Origin of the sequence: Nocardioides sp. BE266 (assembly GCF_031457855.1) — a bacterium.
Lineage (GTDB): Bacteria > Actinomycetota > Actinomycetes > Propionibacteriales > Nocardioidaceae > Nocardioides.
In genome coordinates, this window is record NZ_JAURTI010000003.1 from 116,658 (window position 1) to 131,834 (window position 15,177).

The 15,177-nt window shown below is 70.3% G+C and carries 19 protein-coding genes; 6 read left to right on the forward strand and 13 right to left on the reverse strand.

Features of this window, described 5'->3' with window-relative positions; genetic code table 11:
* Positions 1-10: 10 nt before the first annotated feature.
* From fliD to J2X46_RS09165, 5 genes are all read right to left on the reverse strand, one after another.
* Positions 11-1,339 (reverse strand): flagellar filament capping protein FliD, encoded by a 1,329-nt coding sequence (gene fliD / locus J2X46_RS09145; protein ID WP_310249438.1) that lies wholly within the window; start codon positions 1,337-1,339, stop codon positions 11-13.
* A gap of 121 nt (positions 1,340-1,460) precedes the next feature.
* A complete protein-coding gene (locus J2X46_RS09150; protein WP_310249440.1) occupies positions 1,461-2,315 on the reverse strand; it encodes a flagellin in 855 nt (284 codons plus the stop codon).
* 205 nt (positions 2,316-2,520) lie between these two features.
* Positions 2,521-3,318 (reverse strand): flagellin, encoded by a 798-nt coding sequence (locus J2X46_RS09155; protein WP_310249442.1) that lies wholly within the window; start codon positions 3,316-3,318, stop codon positions 2,521-2,523.
* A gap of 201 nt (positions 3,319-3,519) precedes the next feature.
* Positions 3,520-4,374: a flagellin gene (locus tag J2X46_RS09160; RefSeq protein WP_310249443.1), complete on the reverse strand. Its 855-nt coding sequence runs from the start codon at positions 4,372-4,374 to the stop codon at positions 3,520-3,522.
* A 131-nt stretch (positions 4,375-4,505) separates the two neighbouring features.
* Positions 4,506-5,390: a sigma-70 family RNA polymerase sigma factor gene (locus J2X46_RS09165; protein WP_397213629.1), complete on the reverse strand. Its 885-nt coding sequence runs from the start codon at positions 5,388-5,390 to the stop codon at positions 4,506-4,508.
* A 213-nt stretch (positions 5,391-5,603) separates the two neighbouring features.
* On the opposite strand from J2X46_RS09165, the gene flgN reads away from it, so the two are divergent.
* From flgN to csrA, 5 genes are read left to right on the forward strand one after another with little or no spacing between them, the layout of a single operon-like run.
* Complete coding sequence (gene flgN / locus J2X46_RS09170; protein WP_310249447.1) at positions 5,604-6,113, forward strand: flagellar export chaperone FlgN; 510 nt, start codon at positions 5,604-5,606, stop codon at positions 6,111-6,113.
* 1 nt (position 6,114) lies between these two features.
* Positions 6,115-7,515, forward strand: coding sequence for a flagellar hook-associated protein FlgK (gene flgK, locus J2X46_RS09175; protein WP_310249449.1), 1,401 nt, complete (start codon positions 6,115-6,117; stop codon positions 7,513-7,515).
* Positions 7,515-8,411 carry a flagellar hook-associated protein FlgL gene (gene flgL, locus J2X46_RS09180; protein WP_310249450.1) on the forward strand — a complete coding sequence of 299 codons (897 nt, stop codon included), beginning with the start codon at positions 7,515-7,517 and terminating at the stop codon, positions 8,409-8,411. Before flgK ends, flgL begins: the two co-directional genes overlap by 1 nt.
* Before the next feature lie 23 nt (positions 8,412-8,434).
* Entirely contained in the window at positions 8,435-8,830 is a 396-nt protein-coding gene (gene fliW, locus J2X46_RS09185; protein ID WP_310249451.1) for a flagellar assembly protein FliW, read from the forward strand.
* 33 nt (positions 8,831-8,863) lie between these two features.
* Entirely contained in the window at positions 8,864-9,106 is a 243-nt protein-coding gene (gene csrA, locus J2X46_RS09190; protein WP_310249453.1) for a carbon storage regulator CsrA, read from the forward strand.
* Between the two features lie 23 nt (positions 9,107-9,129).
* Here csrA and J2X46_RS09195 read toward each other — a convergent pair whose 3' ends face one another.
* The gene (locus J2X46_RS09195) at positions 9,130-9,780 is read right to left on the reverse strand and encodes a response regulator transcription factor (protein WP_310249454.1); all 651 of its coding nucleotides are present in this window, start codon (positions 9,778-9,780) and stop codon (positions 9,130-9,132) included.
* Positions 9,781-9,838: 58 nt separating this feature from the next.
* A complete protein-coding gene (locus J2X46_RS09200) occupies positions 9,839-10,279 on the reverse strand; it encodes a nitroreductase family deazaflavin-dependent oxidoreductase (protein WP_310249458.1) in 441 nt (146 codons plus the stop codon).
* A gap of 60 nt (positions 10,280-10,339) precedes the next feature.
* On the opposite strand from J2X46_RS09200, the gene J2X46_RS09205 reads away from it, so the two are divergent.
* Complete coding sequence (locus J2X46_RS09205; RefSeq protein ID WP_310249460.1) at positions 10,340-11,275, forward strand: 1,4-dihydroxy-2-naphthoyl-CoA synthase; 936 nt, start codon at positions 10,340-10,342, stop codon at positions 11,273-11,275.
* 142 nt (positions 11,276-11,417) lie between these two features.
* On the opposite strand, the gene J2X46_RS09210 is transcribed toward J2X46_RS09205, so the two are convergent.
* From J2X46_RS09210 to J2X46_RS09235, 6 genes are read right to left on the reverse strand one after another with little or no spacing between them, the layout of a single operon-like run.
* Positions 11,418-11,912 (reverse strand): hypothetical protein, encoded by a 495-nt coding sequence (locus J2X46_RS09210; RefSeq protein ID WP_310249462.1) that lies wholly within the window; start codon positions 11,910-11,912, stop codon positions 11,418-11,420.
* Positions 11,909-12,271, reverse strand: a complete 363-nt coding sequence (locus J2X46_RS09215; protein WP_310249464.1) for a response regulator — start codon at positions 12,269-12,271, stop codon at positions 11,909-11,911. The genes J2X46_RS09210 and J2X46_RS09215 overlap by 4 nt, the downstream gene beginning before the upstream one ends.
* Positions 12,268-12,750 (reverse strand): chemotaxis protein CheX, encoded by a 483-nt coding sequence (locus J2X46_RS09220; RefSeq protein ID WP_310249466.1) that lies wholly within the window; start codon positions 12,748-12,750, stop codon positions 12,268-12,270. Before J2X46_RS09220 ends, J2X46_RS09215 begins: the two co-directional genes overlap by 4 nt.
* The gene (locus J2X46_RS09225; RefSeq protein WP_310249467.1) at positions 12,747-13,136 is read right to left on the reverse strand and encodes a response regulator; all 390 of its coding nucleotides are present in this window, start codon (positions 13,134-13,136) and stop codon (positions 12,747-12,749) included. Before J2X46_RS09225 ends, J2X46_RS09220 begins: the two co-directional genes overlap by 4 nt.
* Position 13,137: 1 nt before the next feature.
* Positions 13,138-14,064, reverse strand: a complete 927-nt coding sequence (locus J2X46_RS09230) for a protein-glutamate O-methyltransferase CheR (protein WP_310249469.1) — start codon at positions 14,062-14,064, stop codon at positions 13,138-13,140.
* Positions 14,061-15,173: a chemotaxis response regulator protein-glutamate methylesterase gene (locus J2X46_RS09235; protein WP_310249472.1), complete on the reverse strand. Its 1,113-nt coding sequence runs from the start codon at positions 15,171-15,173 to the stop codon at positions 14,061-14,063. Before J2X46_RS09235 ends, J2X46_RS09230 begins: the two co-directional genes overlap by 4 nt.
* Positions 15,174-15,177 lie beyond the last annotated feature (4 nt).

Genomic DNA, 15,177 nt, shown 5'->3' on the forward strand with positions numbered 1-15,177 from the left:
GGTGCTGTCCTTAGCTTCCCGTGGGTAGTGAGGAGATCTGGCTGCTCAGCCAGGTCGACTGGCTGTTCATCTGGTTGAGCGCCGTCTCGAGGGCGGTGAACTGCCGGGTGAGCGCGGTCCGTCGCAGCTCCAGCCGTAGGTCCCAGGCCTCGATACCGTCATCGAGGCGTGCGATCGTGGCGTTGCTGCCGGTGATCGCGGTGGTGAGGGTGCCGGTGACGCTGTCGCTGGCGCCGTCGGCGGCGGCCTTGATGCGAGCGACGAATCCCGTGCCCGAGGCGGTGAGCCGACTCTGGACAGCGGTCGGGTCCGCGTCGTACGCCTTCTTGAAGGCGGCCTCGTCGAGGACGACCTTGCCAAAGCGGTCGGTCTGGATGCCCAGGTCGGCCAGGCTGGTCCCGTCGCCGGGGAACACGCTGGAGAGCACCGAGTCCCGCACACTGCGGACGCCGGCGTCACCGGCCAGCACCCCCCTCGCGGTCGAGCTCGTCTTGGTCTGGGCGTCGATGTCGGCGATCAGGGAGTTGACCGCGTCCACGAGACCCTTGACCGCCGTCGTCGTGGCGGCCGGGTCGCGGGCCAGCACCACCTCGGAGGTGGTGCCGGTCGTGGCTCCGGGCGCGAGCGTGACGGTCACCCCGGGGACGAGGTCGGCGAAGGTGTTGGTCGAGGAGGTCGCCACGATCGAGTCGCCGACCGTCACCTGCGCGTCGCGCCCCTGGCGGACGGTGGCGCCCCCGAGCAGGGCCGAGCCGTCGGCGGCGTCGGTGAGCGTGAAGTCGCCCGCAGCCCCCGTGGCTGCGGACTCGACGACCAGCCGGTACTGGTCAGTGCCCACCCGGACCGCCGTGGCCCGCAGGCCGGTGGCGTTCGCCGGGTCGTTGATCGCTGCCACCAGCCCGCCGAGCGTGCCGTCCGTGGTCAGGTCGAGCGGGACGGTCCCGTCCAGGCGGTCCAGCCGGACCGTGGTCGGGACGGTGCCAGCAGCGCTGGTCCCGACAGCCGTGACGTGCTCCGACCGGTGGCTGACCGCGGTCTGGTCGACCCGGATCGAGTACGACCCGGGAGCGGCCGAAGTAGTGGCACTGACGGCCACCTTCGGCTCCGACGTGGTGGCGGTGACCGCGTTGAACGCCGCCGGCTTGAGCAGGTCGCCCGCGCGGGTGGCGAGAGCGGCGACCTTGGTGTTGAGCGACTGCAGGGCCGAGAGCACGGACTTCTCCGCGCTCTGACGCGTCTTCAGCCGGGTCTGGGACGCCGCCTCGAGCTGCATGAACTGCTCGATGATGGAGGCAGTGTCGAGCCCGCTGCCGAGCCCGCTGATGCTGGCCGTGGCCATCGCGGTTCCTCCCTCCTTGGTCGCCCCTACCGGGGACTGCTCGTGCCTGACTGGAGCCGGGTGGGTCGCGGTGACCGCGACCCACCCAGGGTCCGACGGGTGTGACGTTCCTCAGCCGCGATCAGCGGAGGAGGGACAGGACACCCTGCGAGGCCTGGTTGGCCTGCGCCAGCATCGCGGTGCCGGCCTGGGACAGGATCTGCGAGCGGGTGAAGCTCATCATCTCCTGCGCCATGTCGGTGTCACGGATGCGCGACTCCGACGCCGACAGGTTCTCGACCGCGACGTTGACGTTGTTGATGGTGTGCTCGAAACGGTTCTGCGTCGCACCGAGCTCCGCACGCTGCGTCGACACCCCCTTGATCGCCGCCTGCACCGAGTCCGAGCTGTTGATGTTGACGTTCGAGCCACCGATCGACAGCTTGGTCTCGTCGACCGTCGTCGTTGCGGCGTCGTCAGCGCCAACGGCGGCCTTGTAGAAGCCACTGAGCGCCGTGGCGCCGGACACGGTGATGGTGTCGGAGCTGGCGTAGCCGACCTGGAACGTCTTGTCGGTGCCCGCGAAGAGCGCAGTGCCGTTGAACTTCGTGTTGGTCTGGATCCGCTGGATCTCGGTGGTGAGCTGGTCGAACTCGGCGGACAGGGCGGCCTGCGACTCGGTGCTCTGGGTCCCGGAGTTGTGCTGGACCGCGAGGTCGTTCATGCGCTGCAGCATGGAGTGGACCTCGGTGAGGGCACCTTCAGCGGTCTGGACGAGGCTGATGCCGTCCTGGGCGTTGCGCGCGCCCACCTTGAGACCACCGACCTGCGAGCGCAGGCCCTCGGAGATGGCCAGACCGGCCGCGTCGTCGGCAGCACGGTTGATGCGGAAGCCCGAGGACAGCTTCTCGAGCGACTTGGACATCTGGCCCTGCGTGACCGACAGGTTGCGGTACGAGTTGACGGCGTCGATGTTCTGGTTGATGCGAAGACCCATGATGGATTCCTTCCGTGGTTCCTGGGATCACTGCAGGAGTCCGTCCATGGACTCCCTCGACGTCATCTTCGGCCGGGCAGCAACCCACCTGAGGGGTTTTCGGATGTCTTTGCTTTTTCGGCGTCTCCGCGACGCACGAAACGCCGGGTGGGTCGCGACGGCGACCCACCCGGCGTCCGGTGGGTGTGACGTTCCTCAGCCGTGCTCAGCGGAGGAGGGACAGGACACCCTGTGAGGCCTGGTTGGCCTGCGCCAGCATCGCGGTGCCGGCCTGGGACAGGATCTGCGAGCGGGTGAAGCTCATCATCTCCTGCGCCATGTCGGTGTCACGGATGCGCGACTCCGACGCCGACAGGTTCTCGACCGCGACGTTGATGTTGTTGATGGTGTGCTCGAAACGGTTCTGCGTCGCACCGAGCTCCGCACGCTGCGTCGACACCGCGGTGATGGCCGTCTGCACCGTGTTGGAGTCGGTGATGACGGCACCGGTCATCGAACCGGCCGTGGCGAAGTTGCCCAGGGCCGCGGCGCTGACGTCGATGGTGTCACTGCTCGAGTAGCCGACCTGGAAGGTCTTGGCCGCACCCGCGAACAGGGTGTCACCGTTGAACTTCGTGTTGGTCTGGATGCGCCCGATCTCCGTCTTCAGCTGACCGAACTCGGCAGCCAGGGCGGCCTTCGACTCGGTGCTCTGGGTCCCGGAGTTGTGCTGGACCGCGAGGTCGTTCATGCGCTGCAGCATGGAGTGGACCTCGGTGAGGGCACCTTCAGCGGTCTGGACGAGGCTGACGCCGTCCTGGGCGTTGCGCGCGCCCACCTTGAGACCACCGACCTGCGAACGCAGGCCCTCGGAGATGGCCAGACCGGCCGCGTCGTCGGCAGCACGGTTGATGCGGAAGCCCGAGGACAGCTTCTCGAGCGACTTGGACATCTGGCCCTGCGTGACCGACAGGTTGCGGTACGAGTTGACGGCGTCGATGTTCTGGTTGATGCGAAGACCCATGATGGATTCCTTCCGTGGTTCCTGGGATCACTGCAGGAGTCCGTCCATGGACTCCTTCGGGAAGATGTTCGGCGACCCAACGGCACACCTGAGAGCTTTCCGCGCACTTTCTTCACGGGCGGCTCGGGACGCGCAGACGCCGGGTGGGTCGCGACGGCGACCCACCCGGCGTCCGGTGGGTGTGACGTTCCTCAGCCGTGCTCAGCGGAGGAGGGACAGGACACCCTGTGAGGCCTGGTTGGCCTGCGCCAGCATCGCGGTGCCGGCCTGGGACAGGATCTGCGAGCGGGTGAAGCTCATCATCTCCTGCGCCATGTCGGTGTCACGGATGCGCGACTCCGACGCCGACAGGTTCTCGACCGCGACGTTGATGTTGTTGATGGTGTGCTCGAAACGGTTCTGCGTCGCACCGAGGTCCGCACGCTGCTTGGAGACCGCCGTGATCGCCTTCTGCACGTCGTCCGACGCCGTGGCCGATGCGATGTCCAGGACCTGACCCCCGACGGTCCCCGGGTCGGCGGCCGTCGCGCCAGCGGTGTAGAACTTCTTCAGGGCGGTGTCACCGGCGACGTTGATCGTGTCCGTGCTGGAGTAACCGACCTGGAAGGTCTTGTCGCCCACGCCGGCGACCCCGGTGCCGCTGAAAAGGTCGGCGCCGTTGAACTTGGTGTTGGTCTGGATGCGGCCGATCTCGGTGGAGAGCTGGTCGAACTCGGCCTTGAGGGCCGTCTTCGAGTCGGTGTTCTGCGTGCCCGAGTTGTACTGCACCGAGAGGTCGTTCATCCGCTGCAGCATGGAGTGGACCTCGGTGAGGGCACCTTCAGCGGTCTGGACGAGGCTGACGCCGTCCTGGGCGTTGCGCGCGCCCACCTTGAGACCACCGACCTGCGAGCGCAGGCCCTCGGAGATGGCCAGACCGGCCGCGTCGTCGGCAGCACGGTTGATGCGGAAGCCCGAGGACAGCTTCTCGAGCGACTTGGACATCTGGCCCTGCGTGACCGACAGGTTGCGGTACGAGTTGACGGCGTCGATGTTCTGGTTGATGCGAAGACCCATGATGGATTCCTTCCGTGGTTCCTGGGATCACTGCAGGAGTCCGTCCATGGACTCCCTCGAGATCGTCTTCGGCGAGATGCGGGCCGACCTGAGAATTCTGGGCAGAAGTTCTCGGCCGCCGGACCGGACGGTCAGGCGCTGGTGGCCACGCGGGGCACGAACGGGCGGGCCGACGCAGCGGCATGGCGCTCGGCGACGGCGGCGAAGTAGGCCTCGCGGCGACGGGAGGCGACGCCGTCCGGACGCTCGTGGGCCTTGACCATCGTCGGGTCGAGCTGGGAGTTCAGCGCATCGCGCAGCAGGACCATTGCCTCGGCGCGCAGCTGGGAGATCCGCGACTCGGTGACCCCGAGCTCGGCAGCGAGCTCGGCCATCGGCTGCTCGGCCAGGAAGTAGCCCTCCACGACCCTGCGCAGGCGCTCGGGCAGCTCGGCGACGGCCTCGGAGAGGTACGTCAGCAGCTCGGCGTGCTCGGCAGCCTGCTCGGGCGTCGGACCGCCGGACGGCAGCTCGGCGGCGTACGACCCGCGGGCGTCGTCGGCCTCCAGGGAGAGGACCTGGGCCCGAGCGAGGTCCTCGCGGTTGGCGAGCACCTGCTCGACAGGGATGCCCATGGCCGCGGCGAGCTCGGCATCGGTGGGCATGCGGCCCAGACTGTGGGTCAGCCGGGTGCGGGTCTCGTCGAGGTCGCGCGCCGTGCGGCGGACCGAGCGCGTGGCCCAGTCGACACCGCGCAGCTCGTCGAGCAGAGCGCCACGGATGCGGGTCGAGGCGTAGCGGGCGAACGGGACGCCCCGCTCGGCGTCGAAGCCCTGCGCCGCCTGGACCAGCGCGGTGAGGCCGGCGGAGGTCAGGTCGTCGCGGTCGACGTGGCCGGGGACCCGCGCCAGGATCTCGCGGACCAGGTGTCCCACCAGAGGGATGTGGGCGGTCACGAGCTCGTCGGCGGTAGGGACGGCCGAGGAGGACGCTGCTGGGGAAGCAGTGGGGGAAGTGAGGGTCGCGTTGCTGAGCACGGGTAGATAGTTGAACGTCTTGTGGGCGAGTTGTTACCGAACAGGGGTTGTTGATCCACAGGGGCGTTCATCGGGGACCGTGGTCCCGAGGACCCATGGCCCGATCGGGCCATGCCCACCTCCCCCCACCCGCCGCGCGCCGGGTAGTCCGGTCCGCGGGTACTGGTCCAGTCAATCCCTCAGGTCCGTGCCGGGACCGCCGATGGGGGTTGCGTGAACCTCACCGACGACACCCGCACCGCGGCCATGGAGAAGCTCTCCCTGGTCCTGTGGCGCGAGCGCGAGCTGCTCGAGGAGCTCCACTACCGGCTCGAGGTCGAGCAGCTGGTCCTGGCCAGCGGCCGCAGCCGTTGGTTGGCCCAGGCGACCCGCGACATCGACGCCCTCCTCGCCACCGTGCGCGAGACCGAGCTGCTCCGCGCCGTGGCTGCCGACGAGGCCGCTGCCGCGTCCGGCATGAGCTCCAACCCGAGCCTGGCCTCCCTGGCCGAGGCGGCGGGCGAGCCCTGGTCGACCATCCTGACCGAGCACCGTGAGGCCTTCGTGGCCCTCACCAGCGAGATCACGACGCTCGCCGACTCCAACCGGCACCTCATCTCCGCCGGCTACCGCTCCGCCCGCGAGACCCTGATGTCCATGGGCGAGTCCGTCGACGGGTACGCCGCCGACGGCAGCGCGACCGCCGACCCCCTGCGCGCGAGCCTCGTGGACCGGAGCCTGTGACGTGAGCGGCACCTTCGGCTCCATCGGCAGCGCCGCGAGCGCGCTGCGCTACCACCAGTCCGTGATGGAGGTCGCGAGCGGCAACATCGCCAACGTGTCGACCGACGGCTACGCCCGTCGTCGCGTGGTCGGGGTGTCCGTCGGCGCACCCGTGCAGCCGGCGATGTGGAGCCGGTACGACGGCCAGGGCGAGGGCGTCCGCATCGGCTCGGTCGACCGGCTGGTCGACCCGCTCCTGGACGCGAGGGCCCGGCGCGAGCACGGCGCCCAGTCCTACCTCGACACCCGGGCCGCCGCACTGGCCCGCGTCGAGGCCTCCTTGGGGGAGCCTGCCGGTGATGGCATCTCCAAGGCGCTCGCGGACGTGCGCAACGCCTGGCACGACCTCGGCAACAGCCCCGACTCCCCCGCCGTGCGCGCGACGGTGATCTCGACCTCGCGCACGCTCGTCGACGCGGTCGCCGCCCAGCGGCGCAACGTCGAGTCGGAGGAGGCCGACCAGCGCATGTCGCTGCTCGCCGACCTGGGCGAGACCAACACTCTCGCGGCCGACCTGGCCGCGGCCAACGAGGCGGTCGCCGCAGCGAAGCTCGGCGGCAACGACCCGTCCAGCCTGCTCGACAAGCGTGACCTGATGGCGATGCGGCTCGCGGAGCTGACGGGCGGCACCGCCGTCGAGAACGGCCAGGGTGGGCTCGACGTCACCGTCGGCGGGGTCGCCCTCGTCTCCGGCAGCAAGGCGGGCGCCCTGGCCGTGACGGCCGGGATCAACCCCGACGGCACGTCGGACGGCCAGCCCCTCGCCCTCTCCCTCACTCCTCCCGGCGGTGCGGCCACCGCGGTCAGCGGCCTGCGCGGCGAGATCGGTGGCGCCGCCGAGCTGCTCACCACCACGCTCCCCGGTCTCCGCGACGAGATCACGGCCATCGCCCAGCAGCTGGCCGACACGGTCAACGCGGTGCACCAGTCCGGCTACGACGCCACCGGCGCTGCGGGACAGCAGTTCTTCGCGGTCGACCCGGCCGCCGAGGGCGGCCCTCTGGTCCTCCTGGTCGACGACGCCGCCGACATCGCGGCCTCCGGCATCGGCGGCGGCGCCAACCGCGACGGCGGCAACGCCACCGCGATTGCCAGCGCCCTCGCGACGCCGGAGCGGTCCTACCAGCGGTTCGTGACGGTGTTCGGCACCGACGTCGCCTCGGTCCGGCGGCTCGCGGACACCCAGCTCACCCTGACCAGCCAGGTCGACGGCGCCCGCGAGCAGCTCTCCGGCGTGAACCTCGACGAGGAGACGGTGACGATGATGCAGGCGCAGCGGGCCTACGAGGCAGCCGCCCGCGTGATGACCACGCTCGACTCGGTGCTCGACACCCTGATCAACCGGACCGGACTGGTGCGCTGATGACGATCGGACGCGTCACCCAGTCGATGCTGACCGACCGGTCGTTGAGCCGGCTCCAGGGCAGCCTGTCCCGGCTCTCGGAGCTCCAGGAGCACCTGTCCACCGGCCGCGTGCTCAACCGACCCTCCGACAACCCGGCCGACGCCGCCTCCGCGATGCGGCTACGGTCCGCGGTGGGCGCCCAGCAGCAGTACGCCCGCAATGCGGAGGACGGCATGGGCTGGCTCGACACTCTCGACAGCACGCTCGGCACCGCAGGAGACCTGGTGCGGCGGGCGCGCGAGGTCGGCCAGCAGGCGGTCAGCGGAGCGGCGAGCCAGGACACCCGTGAGGCGCTCGCCGTGGAGATCGAGCAGCTTCGCAGCTCGCTGGTCGGCACCGCCAACACGACGTACCTCGACCGACCGGTCCTCGGCGGCACCACCGCTGGGACCGCAGCCTTCGCCGAGGCCGGTGGCGTGGTGACGTACGCCGGTGATGCCAACCCGGTGAACCGGGCGGTCGCCGAGGGCGTGGTCGTCGACGTCGCCGTCGCCGGTCCGGGCGCGTTCGGTCCCGATGGGGACAACACCTTCGACCACCTGACCGCCCTCGCCGCCGCGATCCGGGGCGGCAGCACCACCGCGATCCAGTCCGGGCTCGACGCCCTCGAGGTGGACGGCAGCCGCCTGGTGGTGGCCCGCACAGACGTGGGCGCTCGTTCCAGCCGCGTGGAGCAGGCTGGGATCCGGGCGGGCGACACCGAGCTGTCACTGACCAACGCGCTGAGCGAGATCGAGAACACCGACCTCCCTCTCGCGACCGTTGAGCTGAAGATGCAGGAGGTGGCCTACCAGGCCGCCCTCGCCGCCACCTCCCGGGTGCTTCAGCCGAGCCTCCTGGACTTTCTGCGATGATCGCAACGATGGAGAGGACGACCATGACCGGAACTCCCGAGATCCCGGTGATCGAGCTGGTGCAGCCGATGCCCGGGTTCCCCGAGCTCGCGCGCTTCGCGCTGGTGCGGGTCGACGACACGGGTGCCCTGTGCAGCCTGACGTCGCTCGACCAGCCGGGGCTGCGGTTCCTGGTCGTGCCGCCTGCCACCTTCTTCCCCGACTACGCCCCCGAGGTGGAGGACACGATCCTGACCGACCTCGGCTCGAGCTCGGTCGACGACCTCGTGATGCTGTGCGTGCTGACCGCGGGAGAATCCCTGGCCAGCACCACGGCCAACCTCGCGGCGCCGGTCGTGCTCGACATCGCCACCCACCGTGCCGTGCAGGTCGTCCTCGACGACCCGCAGCTCTCGGTGACCACGCCGCTGATCGCGTGACCGGGAGCGCGGTGCCTCGGGTACCGTGCACGCATGCTGGTCGTGAGCCGTCGTGCGGGTGAGAGCGTCGTCATCGGCGACAACATCACCGTGTCCGTCCTGGAGGTCCGCGGCGACGTCGTGCGCATCGGCATCGACGCGCCGCGATCGGTCGCCGTGCACCGCGAGGAGCTCCTCGCGCAGCTGGCCCAGTCCAACCAGGAGGCGGCCTCGCCGCCCGAGGGTGCCGTCGACTCCCTGCTGAAGGGGATCCGGGACCGCTCCAAGGACGCCTGAGGCCCAGCTCCCGGGCTGCCTGGTCAGCGCTGTCGCTTGCGGCCCAGCTGCGAGGCCAGCACCGCCGCCTGCGTACGACGCTGCACGCCGAGCTTGGCGAGCAGGCTGGTGACGTGGTTCTTCACCGTCTTCTCGGCGAGGAAGAGTTCGTCGCCGATCTGCTTGTTGGTGCGGCCCTCGGTGATCAGGTCGAGGATCTGCGACTCCACCTCGGTGAGGGCGGATAGTCCGTCGGGCGTCTCGCTGTCCGAGCGCATCCGCTCGATCACCCGGACGGCGACGGCGGGGTCGATGAGGGACTGCCCCTGGTGCACCGCCCGGATGCTGTTGACCAGCGCACTCTCGTCGACCTGCTTGAGGACGTAGCCGCCCGACCCGGCGAGGATCGCGTTGAACAGCGCCTCGTCGTCGTCGTAGCTGGTGAGGATCAGCGCCCGGACCTGCGGGTTGACCGAACGGACCTGGCGGCAGACCTCGATGCCGTTGCCGTCGGGCAGCCGGCCGTCGAGCACCGCCACGTCGGGCGCGAGGGCAAGGATGTCGGGGATCGCCTCGGCCACCGTGCCGGACTCCCCCACCACTTCCAAGTCGTCCTCGAGCTCGAGCACCGCACGCAGCCCTCGTCGTACGACTGCGTGGTCGTCGAGCAGGTACAGGCGGATGGGTGCGCTCATGCGGCCGTCGTCATGGTGAGTGGTCCTTTGCTGTCTAGACCACCAGCCTAGGGCCCGGTCAGGCGCGCTCGAGGAGGAACAGCGGAATCAGCCGATCGGTCTTCTCCTGGTAGGACGCGTAGGTCTTCCAGGTGGCGACGGCGTGCTCCCACCAGTCGGCGCGCTCCTCGCCCTCGAGGATCCGGGCGGTGAAGGTGTGGGGCTCCGGGCCGTCCTGGAGCTCGACCTCGGGGTGGGCGACGAAGTTGAAGTACCACTCCGGGTTCTCCGGGGCGCCGCCCTTCGAGGCGACCGCGAGGTAGGCGCCGTCGCGCTCGACCCGCATCACCGGGTTCTTGCGGAGGTTGCCCGACTTCGCGCCCACGGACGTGATCACGACGATCGGGTAGTTCGTGCCGGGCAGGGTGTTGGCCTTCTCGCCGTTGCTGGCCTCGTACTCCGCGACCTGGTTACGGACCCACTCGGCCTTGCTGGGGACGTACTCACCTGTCAGTGCCATGCCTGCCACAACACCACGCCCTCCGGCGATCTTCCACACCCTCACGACTACCCTCCCGGCATGAGTGCGATCGAGGGCGTCAGCGAGATCTTCGACCCCGAGGCGTGGGACGTCGTGCCCGGCTTCGAGGACCTCACCGACCTGACCTACCACCGTGCCCGCGAGCACGGCACGGTCCGGATCGCCTTCGACCGACCCGACGTGCTCAACGCGTTCCGGCCGCACACCGTCGACGAGCTGCTGCGCACCCTCGAGCACGCGCGTCAGTCCGCCGACGTCGGCTGCGTGATCCTGACGGGCAACGGCCCGAGCGCGAAGAACGGCAAGTGGGCCTTCTGCACCGGCGGCGACCAGCGGATCCGCGGCAAGGCGGGCTACCAGTACGAGGAGTCCGGCCACGACGACGCCGGGGCCCCGCCGAACCCGATCGACAAGGCCAAGCTCGCCCGCCTCCACATCCTGGAGTGCCAGCGACTGATCCGCTTCATGCCGAAGGTCGTCATCTGCGTGGTCCCCGGCTGGGCCGCCGGCGGCGGGCACAGCCTCCACGTCGTCGCCGACCTCACGCTGGCCAGCCGCGAGCACGCCCGCTTCAAGCAGACCGACGCCGACGTCGGCTCCTTCGACGGCGGCTACGGCTCGGCCTACCTCGCCCGCCAGGTCGGCCAGAAGTTCGCCCGCGAGATCTTCTTCCTCGCCGAGGAGTACGACGCCGAGACCATGCACCGGATGGGAGCGGTCAACCGGGTCGTCGAGCACGCCGACCTCGAGAGGGTCGCCCTCGACTGGGGCCGGAAGATCAACGGCAAGTCCCCCACCGCCCAGCGGATGCTGAAGTACTCCTTCAACCTCCTCGACGACGGTCTGGTCGGCCAGCAGCTCTTCGCCGGCGAGACCACCCGCCTGGCCTACATGACCGACGAGGCCCAGGAAGGTCGCGACCAGTTCCTCGAGAAGCGCGACCCCGACTGGTCGCCGTACCCCTGGTACTACTGAGCAAACAGGCGACTCTTCGGGCACACGTGTCCGACTTCTCGCCCTCGGCAGGCGGTCTCGAGGGCAGCTTCTCGGACACGTGTACGCCGTCGAGGCGGCACGACCAGGACCCGCCCCGGCTGCGCTGAGCGACGACCGAGGGCTACTTCAGGCCGACGATCGCGAGCCGCCCGGTGCCGAACTGCGGCACCGTGACCTCGAGGTCGAGGCGCCGTCCGACGGTCGTGGCGTGGGCCGCGACCTCGGGGTCCGGGGAGCCGCCGACGTGCGTGACCGAGGTGAGCTTCACGTGCGGGCAGTCCTCGGCGTTGAGGAGCGCGGCGAGCACGTTGAGCACCTCGCCGAGGTTCTCCTGCATCACCGGCGGGAGGTCCTTCTCCTCGATCGCGATCTCGGCGGCACCCACCGGCATCAGGCCGATCGCCGCACCGGCGTACGCCGACAGGGCCAGGTCCATCACCGCGACCGCGCGGGTGCGGGCCTGGTCGTCCTGGTAGACGGCGTACGTCGTGCCGGCACCCTCGTCGCCGACGAAGGCGTCGGACATCTGCACCGTCACCTCGCGCCCGAGCAGGCCGGTGAGGAGCTCGCGCGCGTCGAGCGCCGTCGGGACCGGGGTCATCACCCAGGTGCTCATGCGACCACGCCCTCGAGCTGGTCGCGCAGGGAGTCGGGCGTGAACGGCTTGGCGATCAGGAAGAGCGCGCCCGACGACGCGGCGATCTCGCGCATCTCCGGCGTCCCCTCCGAGGTGACGAAGCCGAACGGGACCTGGTGGTCGGCCGAGCGCAACGCGCGCAGCAGCTCGATGCCGGTCATCTCCGGCATGTTCCAGTCCGAGAGGACGAGGTCGGGCGCCTGGCTCCGGACGAGGTCGAGCGCCTCCGCGCCGTTGCCGGCCTCGATCAGCTCGTGGCCGTCGTAGCCGGCCTGGCGCAGCGTGCGGATGACGATCTGCCGCATCACGCGGCTGTCGTCGGCGATGAGGATCTTCATGGGGTGTCTCCTGGGGTGGTGTCGTCCTGCTCGGCGAGCCAGACGCGGACGTCGACGGGGTGGCCTGCCCACAGCAGCTCGGCGTGGCAGACCTCGGTGGCGGTACGACGGTCGCCGGGGGCGTCCGTGCTGACCTCGGGGAGGCCGAGGGCGCTCTCCTCGAGGAGGAGTCCCTTGACGTTGCCGCCGAGGACGTTGACCAGCTCGCCGATCGCGTCCACGACGTCCTCGTCGGACACCTCGTCCGCCTGGAGCATCCGGGCGGCCAGGACGTCGGCGCCGGTGCGCGAGACGTCGAGGGTGACGTGGCCGGACCAGCCGCCGGTCACGGCGATCGAGGCGTGGACGCGTCGGGAGTCGTCGCCCTGCTGCGGTGCCTCGGGCAGGCCCTGCTCCAGCAGGAACGCGGTGAGGACCTCCTCGCCGAAGACCTGGAGGTCGTGTGGCGTGACCGGGGACTCGGCGGTGGTGACGCTCATGCGACGCTCCGCTCCGGGTTGAGGCCGAGGTAGTCGAGCTTGTCGACCAGCGCGTCGGCGGTGAAGGGCTTGATGAGGTACTCGTGGGCCCCGGCGGCGAGCGCGCGCACGATCTGGCCGTGCTCGGCCTCGGTCGTCACCATCATCAAGGTGACGTCGCGCAGGCCGCCGTCGGCGCGGACGGCCTTCACGAAGTCCAGGCCGTTCATGACCGGCATGTTCCAGTCGACGGTCGCCAGGACGGGCAGGTCGTCGCGGCTGGACTGGAGGGCCTCGAGGGCCTGCTGCCCGTCCGCGGCCTCCACCACGTCGTAGCCCAGCTGCTCGAGCTGGCGTCGCAGGACGATGCGCATCGTGCGCGAGTCGTCGATGACGAGTGCTTTCATGTCAGTTCGCTCTCTGTGTCGTGGACAGCAACGTCGAGGTGGTGGGTGTCGCGCCGACGACCGTGCGCGGCATGCGGTGCGGCAGCGCCGGGGGGGACGTGTCGTCGACCTGGGGACGCGGGCGGTTGAGGGTCAGCCGACCCACGGGGGTGCGGTGCCAGGTCTCGTCGACGCCGAGCGTCGTCTCGGCGCCGCCGAGGAAGAGGTAGCCGTCGGGCGACATCACCCGGCGCACCCGCGACAGGACCGACTGCTTCGTCGGCTGGTCGAAGTAGATGAGCACGTTGCGCAGGAAGACCAGGTCGAAGACCGGCAGCAGCGGGAACGGCGCCGCGAGGTTGAGGGTCTGCACGCGGACCATCGAGCGCAGCTGGTCGGAGACCTGCCACTGCGTGCCCGCGCGCTGGAAGTGCTTGACCATCAGCGGCGCCGGCAGGCCGCGACCGACCTCGAGCTGGCTGTAGCTGCCCTCGCGGGTGCGCTGCACCATGCTCGGGGCGATGTCGGTGGCGACGATCTCGACCTGCCAGCCCTTGGGCACGACGTGCTCGGCCATCAGCATCGCGATCGTGTAGGCCTCCTGCCCGCTGGAGCAGGCAGCCGACCAGATCGTGATCTTGCGTCGGGCCGCGGTGCGGACCAGCAGGTCGGGGATGACATGGGAGACGAGCACGTCGAAGGGCTCGCGGTCGCGGAACCACGACGTCTCGTTGGTGGTCAGCGCCTCGACGACGGCGGCGTGGTCGACCCGTCCAGCGGGCGACTGGAGGTGGGCGACGTACGCCGACACGTCGGCCACGCCGGCAGCACGTGCCAGGGGGTGCAGGCGCGCCTCGACGAGGTACTCCTTGCCCGGCTCGAGCACGATGGCGGCCTCGCGGCGCACCAGGTCGGCGACGTAGCCGAAGGCTGTGGGGGACAGCGTCACGAGAAGGACACCTCTCTCGGGGATAGGGAGACTCCCCTGCCGGCCCGGACCCGCTCGACGATGGCGGGCCCGACCTGCTGCAGGGGGAGCACGGACGGGGAGAGCCCGGCAGCGACCACGGCGCCCGGCATCCCCCACACGACGGACGAGGCCTCGTCCTGGACCAGGACGGAGCCACCGGCGGCGACGACCTCGGCACAGCCGCGGGCGCCGTCGGAGCCCATGCCGGTGAGCACGACGGCGAGGACGTTGCCGCGCCACGTGTCGACCACCGAGCGCATCATCACGTCGACGGCGGGCCGGCAGTAGTTCTCCGGGGTGCCCTGGTCGAGCGCGCTGACGACCTGCCCGGTGGCGGCGGTGCGGAAGCGCAGGTGGAAGTCGCCGGGTGCGACGACCGCTCGCCCGGGAACCACGGGCATGCCGGGGGCCGCCTCCGCCACCTGGAGCGCGACCTTGGAGTCGAGCCGGTCGGCGAACTGCCGGGTGAACACCGGCGGCATGTGCTGCACGATCACCACGGGGACGGGCAGGTCCCCGGGCAGTGCGGCGAGGACGGTCGAGAGGGCGTCCGGACCTCCGGTCGAGGCGCCGATGGCCACCACGTCGACCCGGCTCGGTCGGCCCAGCGCCGAGGGAACCACGGGGCGGGCGGGTGGCCCGGCGGGCGCCACCACGCCCGCCGCAGGGCGTACGACGTGCCGGCACAGGCCGCGGATGCGCGGCACCAGCTGCTCGCGCACCGCCTCCATCGAGGCCTGCACGCTGCCGACGTTGGCGGGCTTGGTGACGTAGTCGCTGGCGCCGAGCTCGAGCGCGTCGAGCGTCGCGGACGCACCTCGCTCGGTCAGCGTCGAGAACATCACCACGGGCAGCCGCGGGTGGTCCTTGCGCAGCTCGCGCAGGGTCTCCAGCCCGTCCATCACCGGCATCTCGACGTCGAGGGTGATCAGATCCGGGTTGACCTGGTCGATCTTGGCCAGCGCGACCTTGCCGTTGGCCGCCGTCCCGACGACCTCGATCGTCGGGTCGGCGGACAGCACGTCGCTGACCAGGCGGCGGACGACGACGGAGTCGTCGACCACCAGCACCCGGATCTTCCTCAACATCGGA